The 16,107-nt window shown below is 66.4% G+C and carries 15 protein-coding genes; 10 read left to right on the plus strand and 5 right to left on the minus strand.

What is annotated here, in order from left to right; genetic code table 11:
- The first annotated feature begins 83 nt into the window (after positions 1–83).
- Entirely contained in the window at positions 84–344 is a 261-nt protein-coding gene (locus tag ABS88_RS02470; protein WP_076075835.1) for a hypothetical protein, read from the plus strand.
- Between the two features lie 160 nt (positions 345–504).
- Here the strand turns inward: ABS88_RS02470 and ABS88_RS02475 are convergent, their stop codons facing one another.
- Together ABS88_RS02475 and ABS88_RS02480 are read right to left on the minus strand one after the other, a co-directional pair.
- A complete protein-coding gene (locus ABS88_RS02475) occupies positions 505–3,174 on the minus strand; it encodes a TonB-dependent receptor plug domain-containing protein (RefSeq protein WP_076075832.1) in 2,670 nt (889 codons plus the stop codon).
- Positions 3,175–3,216: 42 nt separating this feature from the next.
- Positions 3,217–4,839 (minus strand): serine hydrolase domain-containing protein, encoded by a 1,623-nt coding sequence (locus tag ABS88_RS02480; RefSeq protein ID WP_076075829.1) that lies wholly within the window; start codon positions 4,837–4,839, stop codon positions 3,217–3,219.
- A 210-nt stretch (positions 4,840–5,049) separates the two neighbouring features.
- Between ABS88_RS02480 and ABS88_RS02485 the strand changes: the two genes are divergently transcribed.
- From ABS88_RS02485 to ABS88_RS02500, 4 genes are all read left to right on the plus strand, one after another.
- Positions 5,050–5,715, plus strand: a complete 666-nt coding sequence (locus tag ABS88_RS02485; RefSeq protein ID WP_067105752.1) for a response regulator — start codon at positions 5,050–5,052, stop codon at positions 5,713–5,715.
- 3 nt (positions 5,716–5,718) lie between these two features.
- A complete protein-coding gene (locus tag ABS88_RS02490) occupies positions 5,719–7,212 on the plus strand; it encodes a sensor histidine kinase (protein WP_076075827.1) in 1,494 nt (497 codons plus the stop codon).
- A 65-nt stretch (positions 7,213–7,277) separates the two neighbouring features.
- Complete coding sequence (locus ABS88_RS02495; protein WP_083675109.1) at positions 7,278–8,702, plus strand: CapA family protein; 1,425 nt, start codon at positions 7,278–7,280, stop codon at positions 8,700–8,702.
- Positions 8,703–8,758: 56 nt separating this feature from the next.
- The gene (locus ABS88_RS02500) at positions 8,759–9,898 is read left to right on the plus strand and encodes an NAD(P)/FAD-dependent oxidoreductase (RefSeq protein WP_076075824.1); all 1,140 of its coding nucleotides are present in this window, start codon (positions 8,759–8,761) and stop codon (positions 9,896–9,898) included.
- A gap of 120 nt (positions 9,899–10,018) precedes the next feature.
- Here the strand turns inward: ABS88_RS02500 and ABS88_RS25000 are convergent, their stop codons facing one another.
- The gene (locus tag ABS88_RS25000; protein WP_104960323.1) at positions 10,019–10,120 is read right to left on the minus strand and encodes an MgtC/SapB family protein; all 102 of its coding nucleotides are present in this window, start codon (positions 10,118–10,120) and stop codon (positions 10,019–10,021) included.
- A 313-nt stretch (positions 10,121–10,433) separates the two neighbouring features.
- On the opposite strand from ABS88_RS25000, the gene ABS88_RS02505 reads away from it, so the two are divergent.
- The 5 genes from ABS88_RS02505 (at position 10,434) to ABS88_RS02525 (ending at position 12,799) form a co-directional block, all read left to right on the plus strand.
- Positions 10,434–10,676: a KTSC domain-containing protein gene (locus ABS88_RS02505; RefSeq protein ID WP_234002615.1), complete on the plus strand. Its 243-nt coding sequence runs from the start codon at positions 10,434–10,436 to the stop codon at positions 10,674–10,676.
- A 215-nt stretch (positions 10,677–10,891) separates the two neighbouring features.
- Positions 10,892–11,884 (plus strand): ornithine cyclodeaminase family protein, encoded by a 993-nt coding sequence (locus ABS88_RS02510; RefSeq protein ID WP_199775068.1) that lies wholly within the window; start codon positions 10,892–10,894, stop codon positions 11,882–11,884.
- A gap of 179 nt (positions 11,885–12,063) precedes the next feature.
- Positions 12,064–12,303 (plus strand): hypothetical protein, encoded by a 240-nt coding sequence (locus tag ABS88_RS02515; protein ID WP_104959508.1) that lies wholly within the window; start codon positions 12,064–12,066, stop codon positions 12,301–12,303.
- A gap of 11 nt (positions 12,304–12,314) precedes the next feature.
- Positions 12,315–12,548, plus strand: a complete 234-nt coding sequence (locus ABS88_RS02520) for a metallothionein (RefSeq protein WP_104959509.1) — start codon at positions 12,315–12,317, stop codon at positions 12,546–12,548.
- Positions 12,549–12,571: 23 nt separating this feature from the next.
- Positions 12,572–12,799 (plus strand): hypothetical protein, encoded by a 228-nt coding sequence (locus ABS88_RS02525; RefSeq protein ID WP_286748975.1) that lies wholly within the window; start codon positions 12,572–12,574, stop codon positions 12,797–12,799.
- Between the two features lie 22 nt (positions 12,800–12,821).
- Here the strand turns inward: ABS88_RS02525 and ABS88_RS02530 are convergent, their stop codons facing one another.
- Both ABS88_RS02530 and ABS88_RS02535 read right to left on the minus strand, forming a co-directional pair.
- A complete protein-coding gene (locus ABS88_RS02530) occupies positions 12,822–14,021 on the minus strand; it encodes a thiolase family protein (RefSeq protein ID WP_104959511.1) in 1,200 nt (399 codons plus the stop codon).
- A gap of 3 nt (positions 14,022–14,024) precedes the next feature.
- On the minus strand, positions 14,025–16,097 hold the full coding sequence (locus ABS88_RS02535; RefSeq protein ID WP_286748976.1) for a 3-hydroxyacyl-CoA dehydrogenase NAD-binding domain-containing protein: 2,073 nt from the start codon (positions 16,095–16,097) through the stop codon (positions 14,025–14,027).
- Positions 16,098–16,107: the final 10 nt, after the last annotated feature.

Consider the following 16,107-nt stretch of genomic DNA (forward strand, 5'->3'; position numbering starts at 1 on the left):
CTAATCCGCGGCCCGTCCGAAGACAACCGAGCGGCGGCCGCGGCGTTGGAATATCGCGCGCGGTCTGCCACAAGGGCGCGGCCATGGATTTCGACGACCAGCTCTTTCGCTATTTCGGCACCCGCGACATGGGCGCGATTCCGCCCGCGGCGCTGGCGGCGGGGACTGAGCGGATGCGCGTTGATCTGGCGCTGGAGACGCATGCGGGCCGCCGCTTTGCGCTGTGGGCGCTGCTCTATATGCTGGGCGCAGCGCCCGATCTGGAAGTCGCCTTTCCCGATGCGGCCGACCGCGATTCGGCGCGCGATTTCATGGACATGATCGACCGCGCACAGGACGAATGACGCGGGTTCGCGTGGGCTTGTGGTTGCGGTCTTAGCGCAGCCAAGCGGCAGAGTGGCGGGACGAGACCTCCGCCCCCCGTTCGCCCCGGCGCCGGAACGGCAAAAAGGTGGGCACCCCATGGGATGCCCACCTTTCCCTTCGCCTCGATGCTATCGGGGGTCAGAGGCGAAGCTTGGCGCCGACCGTCACATAGGTGCCGATCGAGTCGTAGTGGACCGATCCGGCGGGGCTCAGCGGCGGATCGCGATCGAACAGGTTGTTGACGTTGGCGAAGAGCGTGAACCGCTCGTCGATATTCGCCTGCGCATTGAGGTCGACATAGACCCGGGCGGAGGTGTCGTTGTTCGAGATGTTCAGCAGATGGTTGTACTGCCCGCCGCCGACGTAGCGGACGCGTGCGGTAAAGGTCGCATGATCGTCGCCATAGGTGACGCTGCCGGTCCCGCGCCAGTGCGGCGTGCCGAAGGTGACGTCGCCGACGTCGCCGGCGCGGTCGATGACCGAGATGCCGTCGTCGATCACGACCTTCGACACATAGGTCGCCAGCGCCCGCAGGCGAAGCGTCCCGCCGCCGACCGGCTGCTGATAGCTCGCCTCGATATCGACGCCGCTGGTCTTGTACTGTGCAAGGTTCAGATAGGTCGAGTTGATCTCGGTCGGGCGGCCCTGGCCGTCGCGCGTGATCTGCGAGCAGGCGTTCTGGTTGCCGTTGCCGCAGGCGGTGATGACGTCCTGGGCGTTCGGCGAGGTGATCGCATCGCGCAGCTTGATGTCGAAATAATCGACCGCGAGGTTGAAGCCCGGCAGGAAGGTCGGGGTAAAGACCGCGCCGAGCGTCAGCGTGCTGCCGATCTCGGGCTTCAGGTTCGGGTTGCCGCCGCCGTAGCGCGTGACGCTGTACGACTGGCCGTTCTCGGACACCGTCGAGAAGGTGGTCGTGCGCGTCGTGAACAGTTCGGCAAGGCTGCCCGAGCGGATGTCGCGCGAGCGTGAGACGCGCAGCAGCAGATTGTCGAGGATGCGATCGGTGGCGCCGATCTTCCACGACCAGATGCCGCCGCTGGTGCTATAGTGGCTGTAGCGCGCGGCGGCGCTGAAATCGAGCTTGCTGAACGGCTGGTCGAGCAGCGGTATCGCGACTTCGCCGAACCCTTCCTGCACGTTGAACCCGCCGTCGAGCGGCGAGAAGTTGAAGCGGCTGAACCCGCGCGCCGTCGAGATGGGATCGATGCTGTTCGTCACCTGCTTTTCCCAGCGCGCCTCGCCGCCGAACGCGATCGAGACCGGGCCGGCCCAGGTCGAGAAGGGGTCGCCGCGCAGGCTGGCGCCCATGCTGTCGAGCTTGGTCGTGTAGACGACCTTGGCGAGGTCGCCGAACACATAGTCGATCGCGGCCGGATCGGCGCGACCGGCACCCAGGATGTTGAGCGGGCGGCACGCGGTGTTCGGGTCGGTCAGCGCGACCGCGCAGACGATGTCGCTGCCGACGCGGACCGCATCGAGCGCTTCCGTCATCTTCGCGCCGACGATCTGGTTGTGATAGCTCTGCATGTTGCGCAGTTCGCCATGGTTGTAGTAGGCGGAATAGCGCCACGCGCCGTCGGCGAAGCTGCCGTCGACGCCGATGCCGCCCTCGACGTTCTGGCGGTAGTAATCGAAGGTGCGCATGCCGTAATCTTCGAACACGCGGCCGATCCTGACCGTCGTCTCGCCCGCGCCGAGCTGGCTGCGGATGCCGTCGAGATAGGGGTTCGAAGCTTTCAGCGTGTAATTGCCATATTCGGCATAGAAGGGATATTTGGCCCAGATGCGGCTGTAGAGCCCGTCGATCCAGAAGGTCGCGTCGCCGACCTCGAAGCTGGCGCGGGCATAGCCGTTGACGCGCTGATAGGGGTTGGCGAGCGACTTCTGGTCGCCGATCCCGCGCCCTTCGCCGCCAACCATCAGCGTGCCGTCGCCGTTGATCATGCTGCCGTACTGATAGGGGCGCAGCGAGCCGTCGGCCGCGAAGGTCATGCCCTTGAGCGCACCGGTGGTGATCAGGCCGTCGAGGCCGGTATTCGCCGGATTGACGTCGCGGATCAATATCTGTTCGGTGCTGCCGGCGGGCGTGAACAGGTCGGCGCTGCCGACATTCTTGCGCGCGTTGCGGCTGAGGATGCCCTCGTCGTTCTGATATTCGCCGCCGATCATGAAATGGCCGCTGCCGCCCGCGAACTCGGTGCCGAAGCTGCCGTTGATGCTGTAGCGATAGCCGTCGCCGCGCGTCGACAGGCCGTTCTGGACGCCCAGCTTCAGGCCCGACAGATTGTCGTCGAGGATGATGTTGACGACCCCGCCGATCGCGCCCGAACCCCAGGCCGCGCTGGCGCCGCCGGTGACGATCTCGACGCGCTTGACCATGTCCTGCGGAATGCTGTTGAGGTCCGACGCGCCGTTGAAGCGGCGGTTGTTGAGCAGGGTCAGCGTGCGCGTGGCGCCCAGGCCGCGAAGGTCCATCGCCGAAGTGCTGGAATTGGTGTTGGCGTTGGTGCTGTTCGGCGACACGGTGGCGCGGAACTGCGGCAGGTCGTTCAGCACCTGCGCGATGCTGGGCCGCGCGCCCTGCGCCAGTTCGGATTCGCCGACGACGGTCGTCGGGGTCGGTGCGTCGAAGCCCTTGCGGTCGATACGCGAGCCGGTGACGACGATCGCCGAATCGGCGGCGGCGCCCTCGTCGCCGGCTTCCTGCGCCGCGGCCGTGCCGCCGCAGGCCAGCGCGAGCATCAGCCCCGCCGCGGCGCTGCCGCCCATCAACAGGGTTTTCAACCCGGTCCGATCGTTACGCATAGATATTCCCCTTTTTTGAATGTCGTTGAATGAAAGCGGCGGTCAGTCCGCGCGCGTGAAAAGCAGGTCGAAGGCGCGGTTCTCGCCGAAGCGGAGCGCGGTGACGGCACCCGCGGCATCGCGCTGGAACTTGACGATAATGCGCGAGGCGCGCGGCGTGGCGGCGCCGGTGAACACGTCGCGATAGGCCGGTGCGAGCGGCTGGCCGGTCCAGCGCGGACCGCTGTAGACAAGCTGGCCGCCGCTGGCCTGGAAGCTGAGGCAGGTTCCGGTTTCGACCGAGCAGAAGCGGCCGACATAAGGCGCGGGATCGAGCGCGGTCACGGCGTCGACCTTGCGATAGGGAATCTTTTCCCCCTCGCGCGTTTCGCGGACCAGGCTGCCCTTCGCGCCGAAGGCGAAGATATCCTCGCGCAGCATCCAGCGCCCCGGCCCGAACGGAACGAGTGCGCGGCCGTCGGCGCGCAGGCCGCCCTTGTCGTCGACCTCGAAACGCAGCGGCGCGCCGCTCACGCTGTCGGCATAGAGACCGGTCGGGGCGGCGCCGCGCGGCACATAGGTCCTGGCGTTGTCGGGCGGCAGGAAGATATCGGCGGCCGCGCGCCCCAGCGCCGGCGCATCGGCATCGCCCGCGTTGCAGAGCAGCGATACGGCGAGCCGCTGCGCCGGATAGCGCGCCATCCAGGCCCGATAGCCGCCGGTCGACCCCGAATGGCCGACCTCCTGCTGCCCGCGATGGTCGAGATTCACCAGCGCGAGCGCATAGGCGATCGGCGTTCCGTCGTTGAGCTTCGTCGTCTGCTGCATCTGGGCGGTGAAACCCGGCCCGAAGAAATCGCTGTCGAGCGCCGCCTGCCATTTGACGAGGTCGCCGACGGTGGTGAGCAGGCCGCCATTGCCATAGGCGTCCTCGATCACCTGTTCGTTGCGCCAGACGCCGTCTTCGAACTCATAGGCGCCGGTGCGGCCGGGCACGATATCGCCATGGTCGTCGCGCCAGCGCGTGCTGGTCATGCCCAGCGGGACGAAGATGCGGTCGCGGGTGAAATCGGCGAGCGACTGCCCGCTGACCCGGTCGACGATGATCGCCAGCAGGTTGTAGTTGCTGTTGCTGTAAAGATAGTGGCTGCCCGGCGCGAAATTGAGTTCGGCCTGACGCGCGGCGATCCGCAGCACGTCATCGTTGTTCGCGGTGCGCGAATTGCGCGGCCAGCCCTCGATCGCTGAAACCGATCCCCAGTCGCGCAGGCCGCTGGTGTGGTGCAGCATGTGCGCGATCGTGACCGGTGCGGCATAGGCCGGCATTTCGGGAAGATATTTGCGAATATCGTCGTCGAGCGACAATTTGCCCTCGCGCGCCAGCATCAGGATCGCGGCGGAGGTGAATTGCTTCGAATCCGAACCGGCTTCGTAGATGCTGTCGACGGTGGCAGGCACCCCGAGTTCGAGGCTGGCCATGCCATAGCTTCGCATCGCGATCGGCTGTCCGCCCCGCGAGATGGCGATCGCGCAGCCCGGCGTATCGTCGCGCGCCCAGCGTGCGAACAGTCCATCGAGCTGCGCAATGGTGGCGGCGTCGCCGGGCGCGGGCGCCTGAGCCACGGCCGGCGTCGCGCCGCACAAGGCCAAGGTCGCCCCCGCAAGCAGAGGCAGGCTGGTCTTCATATCCGATTCTCCCGTGGCGCTACGGACAAGGTTCGAGCGCGCCTCCCTAATCGAGGTCGCTGTCACGAAGCTGACACCAACGACGGCGGCCCGGCTTTCGGGTAATGAATGGAAAATTATCGGAGCCGGGCGTGACATTTCCGTATGCGGAGATAGAGGCTGGCCGTAATTTCTATCGCAACAGGGCAGGAGGCGAAGCGGAATCGGATCATGCGCGTGCTGTTGGTGGAGGATGACGAGCGCCTGTCGCGCGGCATGGCCGCCTCGCTGGAGGCGGCCGGCTTCGCGGTCGATTGCCTGGCCAATGGCGAAGACGCGCTGCATCTCGCCGAAAGCGAGCCCTACAGCGCGATCATCCTCGATCTGGGACTTCCCGACATGGACGGGCTCGACGTGCTGGGGGCGCTGCGCACACGCGGGGTGACGACGCCGATCCTGATCCTGACCGCGCGCGACATGATCGACGACCGGGTCACCGGCCTCGATCGCGGCGCCGACGATTATATGGCCAAGCCGTTCAGTCCGCGCGAACTCGAATCGCGCCTGCGCGCGCTAGTCCGCCGCAGCCAGGGCACCGCCGACCCGGTGCTGCGGATCGGCGCGCTGTCGTTCGACCGTTCGAGCCGGACGGTGACGCTCGACGGCCGGGCGATCAATCTGCGCCGCCGCGAACTCGCGGTGCTCGAAACGCTGATGGGGCGGCCGGGCAAGGTGATCCCGAAGGAAAGGCTGGCGGCGGAAGTCTTCAATTTCGACGATGCCGTGACGCCCAACGCGCTCGAAGTCTATGTCGGGCGCCTGCGCCGCAAGCTGCAACCGTCGGGCCCCGCGATCCGCACCGTGCGCGGCCTCGGATATATGATCGAGACCGATTGACCGATGCGCCGTCTTCCCCCCTCGCTGCGCTTTCGCCTGACCGCCGCCGTTCTCCTGCCGCTCACGGGGCTCGTGCTGTTCTTCGGCATCATCACGACGCTGGTCGCGCGCAACAACGAGGCCGATACCGTCGACCGGGTGTTGATCGGTTCGGTGCGCACCCTGAGTCTCGCGTACAACAGCCCGGCGGCCGACCGCGAACGGCTGATCCCGCTCGCGGTTCACCTGCTCAAGCGACGCGCGCGTCCGGTCGTGCATTACAGCGTCTGGCGCGGCGAGCGGCTGATCGCCGGCGACGCGGCGCTGCGCCCGCCCGCCGACTATAGTCCGACCGACGACGGCACGATCGACCGCCATCCCCCGACGGTCTTCACCAACGCCTATCGCCAGACCCGGCTGGTGCGCGGCTATCTCGACCCCGCCGATGCGCGCGCGGTGACGCAGGCCGCCTATCTGCGCGATGGCACATTGCACGGAAAGCCCGCGCGGATCGCGATGGAAATTCGCCGCGCGCACGGCGACGACCGGCTGATCGCGATCCAGATCGCCGATTATGTCGACGACCGCCTGGCGCACGAGCGCGCCTTCCTGCGGCAGGTCCTGATGATCGGATTGACGGCGCTGTTCGTGACCGGCCTGCTGTTCTGGCTGGCGATCCGCTGGGGTCTGCGCCCGCTCGGCACGCTGACCGAACAGGTCGAGGCGGCACGGCGCGCCGCCTCTCCCTCGGTCCGGCTCGATGCGGACGAGGCGACCCCGACCGAAATCCGTCCCTTTGTCGCCGCGTTCAACGGACTGATGGCGCGGCTGGAACGCGCGAGCGAATCGCTGCGCCAGTTCACCTCGAACGCCTCGCACCAGATGCGCACGCCGCTTGCGGTCGTGCGCGTGCAGCTCGACGTGCTCGAACGCTATGGCCCGCAATCGCGGCAGGGGCAGGCGGCGTTGACCGACATTCCGCACGCCATCGACACGCTCGAACAATTGCTGCGCCAGTTGATCGCGCTCGCGCGGAGCGAGGATCAGGGGATGATATCGGTGCAGCCGTTCGACCTCGCCGACATCGCCGCCGGCGTGACGGGCGAGCGCGCCGCGCAGGCCTCGGCCGACCGGCTCATCAGCTATGAAAAGGAGGGCGAGGGTCCGGTGATGGCAATGGGCCAGCCCACGCTTGCCGCCGAGTTGATCGGCAATCTGCTCGACAATGCGATACGCTACAGCCGCCCCGGGGGGATGGTCTCGGTCTGCCTGACGAACGACGCGCGCGGGCCGCTGGTCGAGATCGACGACGACGGCCCCGGCATTCCCGAGGCGGAGCGTGAGAAGGTTTGGGATCGCTTTTACCGCATCCAGGGACGCGGGCAGCCGACGGGGACCGGTCTGGGCCTGCCGATCGCGCGCGCGCTGGCGCAGCGCATGGGCGCGCAGATCGAACTGGCGGACGGCCGGAGCGGCCGGGGATTGTGCGTGACGGTGCGTTTTCTGCGCGCCGATTGACCGGTGACAGGTTGGTGTCAGCGCCGCCGCCTATTCGCTATGCTTCACATCAGGGGAGCATCCGCATGTCGACCAATTTCGCCCGTCCCTTTGCCTGCCCCAAGGTCCTGCGCATCCTGTTGCTGGCCGGATCGGCCGCGGCGGCGCTGACCGGGCTTTCGGTCCATGCCCAGCAGCGCGGCGGCCAGACGCTCGAAACCGTGCCGGTCCCCAGCACGCCGATCGCGGGCGATTTCAGCCTCGCCGCCGTCGGCGACCTCATCTATCTGCGCCCGATGCTGGCGACGCTGGAGAAGCAGGCACCCGAAATGCTGCGCATCCTGCGCGGTGCCGACGTGACCTTCGGCAATTTCGAGACCACCGCGCTCGACCTCGCGACCTTCAAGGGGTCGCCGCAGGCCGAATCGGGCGGGACCTGGATGCTCGCCGATCCGGCAGTGCCCAAGGACGTCGCCGCCATGGGCATCGATATCGTCGGCCATGCCAACAACCATGCGACCGACTGGGGCGTTGAGGGGATGATCGAGACGCTGAAGCTGCTCGACGCCGCGAAGCTGGTGCGCGCCGGAACCGGACGGACGATGGCAGAGGCGCGCGCGCCCGCCTATTATGACGGGCCGCAGGGGCGCGTCGCGCTCGTTTCGGCGACGACGACCTTCACCCCCATGACCCCCGCCGCCGACCCGCTGGGCCGGGTGCCGGGCCGTCCCGGCGCCAACACGATCCGCAGCACCGAGATCGGGCAGGTGTCCGAAGCCGACCTTGCGGTGCTGGCGCGCATCACCGGAACGAAGGCGGGCGCGACGGTGCGGATCAAGGGCCGCGACTTTCGCGCGGTCGATGCTCCGACGACCCCGATGACGATCGGCTACGATCTCAACCGGAAGGATCTGGACGCCAATCTGCTCGCGGTGCGGCAGGCGAAGCAGAACGGCAATTTCGTCGTCTTTTCGCTGCACAATCACGAACCCGGCAACGCCAGCCAGACCCCTGCCGATTTCGCGCCCGGTCTTGCCCGCCAGATCATCGATGCGGGCGCGGACGTCTATATGGGGCACGGGCCGCACCAGCTTCGCGGTATCGAGATCTATAAGGGCAAGCCGATCTTCTATTCGCTCGGCAACTTCGCGATGATGAACAATTCGCTCGACGAGGTGCCCGCCGACATGTTCGACCAGTTCGGCGTCACGCCGGGCAGCGTTACGACCCCCGAACTGCTCCAGGCGCGCAACGCGAAGAGCTTTTCCGATCCCAACCTCTATGAATCGGTGATCGCGACTACGCATTTCCGCGACGGACGGCTGACCGAGGTGCGCCTGTATCCGATCGACCTCGGCGTCACCGCGACGGGCGCGGCGCGCGGCGTGCCGAACATGGCCGACGCGGCAACCGGCGCCCGCATCCTCGAACGGCTCCAGCGGCTGTCGGCGCCTTTCGGCACGCGGATCGACATCGTGAAGGGCGTCGGCATCATCCGCGTCGCGAACTAGGCCGGGCGAGACCCGTGCCGCGCCCGCCGCCGGCCACCGTTTCATAGGAGTGAGACTTGCAGACCGCCGATTTCCTGATTGTGGGCGGCGGCATCGCCGGCGTGTCCGCGGCGGCGCGGCTCGCCCCGCACGGCCGGACCATCCTGCTCGAGGCCGAGGACGGTTTTGGCTATCATTCGAGCGGCCGCAGCGCGACCTATTATCATTTCGGCATCGGCAAATCGGTGGTGCGCGGGATGACGGCGTTCAGCCGCGCGCATTTCGAAACCGTGGGCGCCAACGGCACCGCGCTGTCGCGTCCTTCCTCCGCGCTGTTCATCGCGCCGCCGGAGATGCTTGCCGGGCTCGACGCGCTGGAGGCGGAGATGCGGCCCTATAGCGACGGGCTCGAGCGCCTCGACGCCGATGCCGTGCGCGCCGTCATGCCGGTCCTGCGTTGCGGCGGCGACGGGATCGTCGCCACAGTGCTCGACCGGACCGCGCGCCGCCTCGACAGCGAGGCGCTGCAACAGGATTACCGCGCCGCGATCAAGCGCGAAGGCGGCCGGTCGATCGCGGGCGCCCGCGTCGTCGCGATCGCCCGCGACGGCGCGGCCTGGGTCGCGACCACCGCGGCCGGCGATCGGTTCGCCGCCCCCGTCCTCGTCAACGCGGCGGGCGCCTGGTGTGACGAGGTCGCGCGGCTGGCGGGCGTCGCGCCGTTGGGCCTGCAACCGCTGCGCCGCACGATCATCGCCTTCGACGCGCCGCCCGGTCAGGAGGTTCGCGACTGGCCGTTCACCAAGACCGCGGTCGACGATTTCTACATGCTGCCCGAATCGGGGCGCCTGCTGGCGTGCCCCGTCGACGAAGTGCCGAGCGAGCCGACCGACGCCCAGCCGGAGGAATATGACATCGCGCTCGCGGCGGCGAAGGTCGAACATTATACGTCGCTTGCCGTCCGGCGGATCGGCCATAGCTGGGCGGGGCTGCGCACCTTCACGCACGACCGCGTTCCGGTCGCGGGCTTCGCCCCCGACGCCGACGGCTTCTTCTGGCTTGCGGGTCAGGGCGGATATGGCCTTCAGACCGCCCCGGCGATGAGCGCGATTGCCGAGGTGCTCATCACCGGCGGCGCATGGCCCGCGGGTCTGACCGACTGGGGCATCGCACCCGCCCATCTTGCGCCCGAACGGCTCGGGGTCGGGGCCGTCTAACGAGCGTGTGGCGTCGCCGTCGTGCGTCAAGCTTGCTGGGGGTGGATGTCGAAACCGGTGATGCCCGCGTCCCCGCGGATCGCGGCGACGAGGGCTTCGGCTTTCTCTTCCTCGAAGCCGTCACGACAGCGAGACGGGGATATGCGTGCGCAGTCCGGCCGGGCTCGCGCGATATTCGCGCTCGCCCCCGATCACCGCACCGGCGACGACGGCACCGGCGATCGGTCAGAGGAGATCGGGGCTGAGCATGTCCATGGCCTAACCGACCCCCCGCATGAGCCCGGGGACGAGCGGGATGCGCGCCGCGCCCGCGGCGTGCGCGGCATCGCGCGCGTCATTGCCCGCGCTCTGACCGCGGCGAACACCCCACAGTGTCGAGGAACAGCGCGGCGTCATGTTCGCGAAATATCGATTTGCATGATCAACCAACGCAAGCCGCGTCTCCCGGTTGCTCGACGCGGACGGCCCGCACCCCGATCGCAACTTTTCGGGCAGGGCTTCATTTCGACAGGGTAGGGCAAGGATAGGGACTGCAATGCGCACCTGCCGGATCGACCAATCCTCGATGATCGATCGCGCGGCGTTCGATCCGGATACGTCCATCCTTTGCATCCGCTTTCGCAATAGCGGCATCTATTTCTATTTCGACGTTCCGGAGGAACTGTTCGACGACTTGTGTCGGGCGGCGTCGGCGGGGACCTTCTTCAACGATCGGATCAGGGACCGGTTTCGCTGCGAGCGCGACCCCGAACGCCGCCGCTTCCGTCCCGATGGCTAGCCGGCAGTCCGGTGAGCGAGCCTTTCCTCCTGGACAAGCAACGTCGTCGTGCGTCGGGGACCTCCGCCCTCCCGAGCCTGGCTGTCGGCGTGCCTTGCGAATTGTCGGGCTCGCATGGCTGGCGGGCTTTTGTTGCGCTGGTATAGGGCAAACCGACCAGCAGCATGCCGGCGGAACTCCGGTTGCTTCGCTTTGACGACGAACCGGGGGGTGGAATGAGCATCGAACTGCGCGTCTTGTCCGGTCCCGAAATCCGCGAAATGCTGCCGATGTCGGCGTGCATCGAGCTGATGGAAACCACGATGGTCGCGGTGTCAGAAGGGCAATCGCTGCTGCCGCTGCGCAGCATCATGACGATGCCCGGCGACATCGGTGCGCTCGGGATCATGCCGGGCTATCTGGCGACCGCCGATATGTACGCGGTCAAGCTGCTCAGCCTCTTCCCCCGCAATGCCGGCACCGGCCTTTCGTCGCATCTCGGGATGCTGGTGCTGTTCGAAACCGGCCACGGCCACCCGGTCGGACTGCTCGACGCCGCCGAGATCACGGCGATCCGGACGGCCGCCGCCAGCGGCATGGCGACGCGCCTTCTCGCCCGCAGGGAAGCGACGCGACTGGCCATATTGGGCACCGGCGAACAGGCAAGGCGACATGTCGAGGCGATGATTGCCGTCCGGCCGATCGCGGACATCCGCATCTGGGGCCGCAATCCCGCGAAGGCGCAGGCTCTCGCCGCATCCTGTGCCGCCACCTATGATGTCGGCTGTCGCGCCGTCGAACAGGTGGCCGATGCCGTGGCGGGCGCCGACATCGTCTGCACCACGACCCATGCCTCCGAACCGATCCTGCCGGGAGCGTGGATCGAACCGGGCACGCACCTCAACATCGTGGGCTCAAGCATTCCGAGCACCGCCGAGATCGATGGCGATCTGGTCGCGAAGTCGCGCTTCTTCGTTGATTATCGGGATTCCGCGCTCAACCAGGCCGGCGAATATCTGCGCGCGATCGCCGCGGGTCTGATTGGTCCCGATCATATCCTCGGCGAGATCGGTGAGGTCGCGTTGGGCAAGGTGGCGGGACGCTGCAGCGACGACGACATCACGATCTACAAATCGCTGGGCATCGCCGCGCAGGACATTGCGGCGGGACATCATGTGCTGGCCCGCGCTGCCGACCGGAATATCGGACAATGTGTTTCGTTCGGTTGAGGGTCTTGTCGGCCTCGGTTTCCTTTCATTCTTGATCGGCGGCACCGAATGCGCGTCCGCACAAGTTGATCCATTTGAAGTTTTGCCGATTTTTGCGGCGCTCCCCTTGCTCCATGGGGAACTCCCCCATCGAGGGGCGCGTCTCTCCTGCATCTTGGAACGCCCGCAGGAGCTCGAAGATGGCGGAAAAGGACAAACGCGCCGACGGCGATGCCCGGTCCGAGCAGGCCGAGGGCGCTCCGACGCCGGGCGGACTTCCGCGGGAGGATGTCGAGGATCGCGATAATGTCGGCATCGTGAAGGCCGGGGACTATCCGCCCGATCAGCGCGCGTCGGCCGAGACCGCTGGCCTCGGACGGGACCGCGGCGAAAAGGGCAGGCCGGCGACGCCGCGTGCGAAGTCGAACCGGAGCGATTAGAGGAGGTTGTGATGGCGATCTGCGATCAATGCGGCAACGATTATGACAAGAGCTTCACCGTCGAACTCGGCGGGAAGACCTCGACCTTCGACAGTTTCGAATGCGCGATCGAAGCGCTGGCGCCGCGCTGCGTCCATTGCGACTGTCGAATCATCGGACATGGCGTGGAAGAGGGCGACGATATCTTCTGCTGCGCACACTGCGCCGGACAGAGCGGCGGCACTCAGATCAGGGATCGGGCATGACGGATAATCGGCATATCTGGGATTTGCGCGGCACGCTGACGCGCGCGCATGACGAAGAGAGCGGCATCGAATTGCCGCTGCTGGAAGATGATCTGCCAGCGGCGAGGCCGCTTCGCGAAATTCTTGTCGCGTTCCATCGGGCATCGCCGCAGGACCGCGAACATTTCACGCTCGTGCTGGAAAACGGCCAGGCGTTCAGTGCCGACGACATATCCGAACTTCTCTCGCGTCCTGATTCGCCGTTCCGCTGAAGCCTGTCTCATGGCGCGAACCTCAGTCGGCCACCTCGAACAGGCCGGCCGCGCCCATCCCTCCTGCCGTGCACATGGATACGACGACCCAGCGTATGCCGCGGCGGCGACCTTCGAGCAGGGCGTGGCCCACCAGCCTGCTTCCCGTCATCCCGAACGGATGCCCCACTGCGATCGCGCCGCCGTTGACGTTCAATCGAGCATCGTTGATGCCCAGAAAGTCGCGGCAATAGAGGCATTGGCTGGCGAACGCCTCGTTTATCTCCCATAATCCGATGTCATCGATCCCGAGCCCCGCACGTTGCAGCAGCTTGGGGATGGCATGGATCGGACCGACGCCCATCTCCTCCGGAGCGCAGCCCGCCGCCTGAAAGCCCCGATAAAAGCCCAATATCTCTTTGGCCTCCGCCTCTGCGGTCGACCGCTCCATCAACAATTGCGCCGATGCGCCATCGGACAACTGGCTGGCGTTTCCTGCCGTGACATGCTGTCCCTGTGCGATCAACTCACCGCCCTGGAACACGGGCTTCAGTCCGGCGAGCGCCTCTTTCGTTGTATCGCCACGAACACCCTCGTCGCGATCGATCCGGACCTCCTCGACACCCGAAACCATTCCTTCCCTGGAGCGAAGCGCGCGTTCCACGGTTATGGGCACAATCTCGTCGGCGAACAGGTTGCGCTCGATTGCTTCCGTGGCGCGGCGATGGCTCTCCGCCGCGAAGCCGTCCTGTGCGTCCCGCGAAATGCCATAGCGCTCGGCGACGAGTTCGGCCGTTTCGATCATGGCCATATAGGCGTGCGGTTGTCCCGAAATGACCGATCGGTTCTGGATCGGGGGCGGCGCCTGCGGAATGGCGAGGCTGACGCTCTCCATGCCACCCGCCAGAGCTATGTCGATATCGTCGGCGATAATGGACCGCGCCGCCAGTGCGATTGCGGACAGGCCGGACCCGCATTTGCGATCGAGCGTCATCGCGGGAATGCTGATCGGCAGACCGGATGCGAAAATCGACATCCGGCCAAGATTGGATCCTTGGGAGCCGTGCTGAAGGGCCGTGCCGAAATAGACATCGTCTATCCGCGCGGGATCGATGCCGGAACGTTCGACCGCGGCTTTCAGCACATGGCTGGCCAGCACCGGGGCTTCGGTGATGTTGAAGGCGCCCTTGTGTGCCTTGCCGATTGCAGTACGGGCGGTTGCGACGATGGCTACTTCACGCAAGACTCAATCCTTTCCGCCTAGGGTTCGGGACCATTCTCCGCCGCTTGCCGCGACATGGCGGAGCAACGCTGACGGCTGCCATCGGGGGCCCAACTCGGCACCCAGGCGCTCCGCCATCGCAACCACGCGGTCCAGCCCGGTCTGTTCGCCCCAGTACATCGGTCCTCCGCGATGCGCCGGGAAGCCATAGCCGTTGACCCACGCTACATCGATATCGCTGGCGCGCAGCGCTATGTCTTCCTCGATCTCGCGCGCGCCTTCGTTGATAATCGGCAGGAACAGACGGTCGCGAATCTCTTCGTCGGTGAAGCTTCGTTGCCGGATCCCCAGCTCGCGCGCGGCTGCCTGGATAATGGCGAGGGCTTCGGGGTCGGTGATGCGTTTTCGGCCTTCATATCGATAGAATCCGGCCCCGCTTTTTTGCCCCAGGCGCCCGGCCTCGACCATCTTTTCGATCAGCGGGGACAGCCGCTCCTCGGGCGGCAGCGTCCTGGCTCTCACGGATCGTACCAATGCGGCCACGTCTAGCCCCGCCATGTCGCGCATGGCCACCGGGCCCATAGGCATGCCGAACGCTTCCGCCACATGATCGATCTGTTCCGGGCTGGCGCCCTGCTCCATCAGAAATTCGGCCTGGCCGGTATAAAATTGAAGGGAGCGGTTGGCGATGAAGCCATCGCAATTCCCCGCAAGCACGGCAACCTTTCCCAACCGCCTGGCAAGCGCCATTCCCGTGGAAAGCGCCTCCGGGCTGCTGGCGCCCGACCGCACGACCTCAACCAGCTTCATGACGTGCGCGGGCGAGAAGAAATGCAGGCCGATAACCCGCGACGGGTGGTTCGACGCGGCTGCCATCCGGTCGATGTCCAGCGAACTGGTGTTGCTTGCAAGGATGGCATGGGCGGGAGTCACCTCGCCAAGGCGCGCGAAAATGCTTTCCTTGATCGCCATCCTTTCGGGGGCGGCCTCGATCACAAGATCGCAGGAAGAGAAGCTCCGATAGTCGGTATGAAAATGAATATGATTCTGCGCGGCGTGGCGCGCCGCATCGCTCATCGCGCCGCGTGCCACCGCACCCGCATGAATTTGTGCGATCCGTTGCTGCGCGGCCGACGTGGCATCCTGATCGACGTCGACAAGAATGACATCGATACCGGCATTGGCAAGGGCGACCGCAATGCCCGATCCCATCAGTCCGCCGCCAACGATTCCTGCCCGCGCCACCTCCAAGGCCGGAGCAGGGTTGCTTCCGAGCGCCTTGGCGGCGTCGCGCTCGGCAAAAAACGCGTAGGCGAGCGCTCTGTTCTGCTCGCCCCCCTGCAACGCGTCGAACTGCGCTCGTTCAAATGCCACGCCCTCCGCCCCAGGCAAGCGGCATGCGGCCTCGATGCAATCGACGATGGCATCCGGCGCCAGACGCCCGCGAGCACGCTTGCGATTGTTCGTCCGGGCATCCGTGAAGATCGCGGCATCGACGTTTGCGATGGCGTGGCTCCTTTCCAGAATCGGCGGCGGAACGTCGCCAGCGGCAAGCCGGTCGCGCAGAAAGCGGGCGGGTGCGTCGTGGGTGTCGGTCACGATCGCGTCGAATATGCCGAGATCGGACGCTTCCTTTGCATCCAGGCGCCGGCCGGAAAGTATGACGTCGAGCGCGACCCGTGGCCCGCAGAGCCGGGTAAGGCGCTGCGTGCCCCCCGCGCCCGGCAACAGGCCGAGCTTGACCTCGGGCAAACCGACCGTTGCATCGGGGAGCCCGACACGAAACGTGCAGGTCAGCGCGAGTTCGAGGCCGCCGCCCAAAGCGCTTCCATGTATGGCAGCGACGCTGGGCTTGCCTGCCTCGATCATGTCTTGGATATCCCGCACGGTCGGGGATTGCAGGTGCATGCCTTGCTGAAGTTCCTTGATGTCGGCACCCGCTATGAAGGTCTTGCCGATCGTCCGAAGTATGAGTCCGTCCACGAGAGGGTCGGCATTGGCGGCCGCAATCGCCCGGGCCAGCCCCTGCCTAACGGTCAGGCTCAAGGCATTGACCGGCGGATGGTCGACCGAAATGAATGCGAGCCCGTCGCTCACGTGGATATCT

The sequence above is a fragment of the Sphingopyxis sp. SCN 67-31 genome (genome assembly GCF_001725095.1).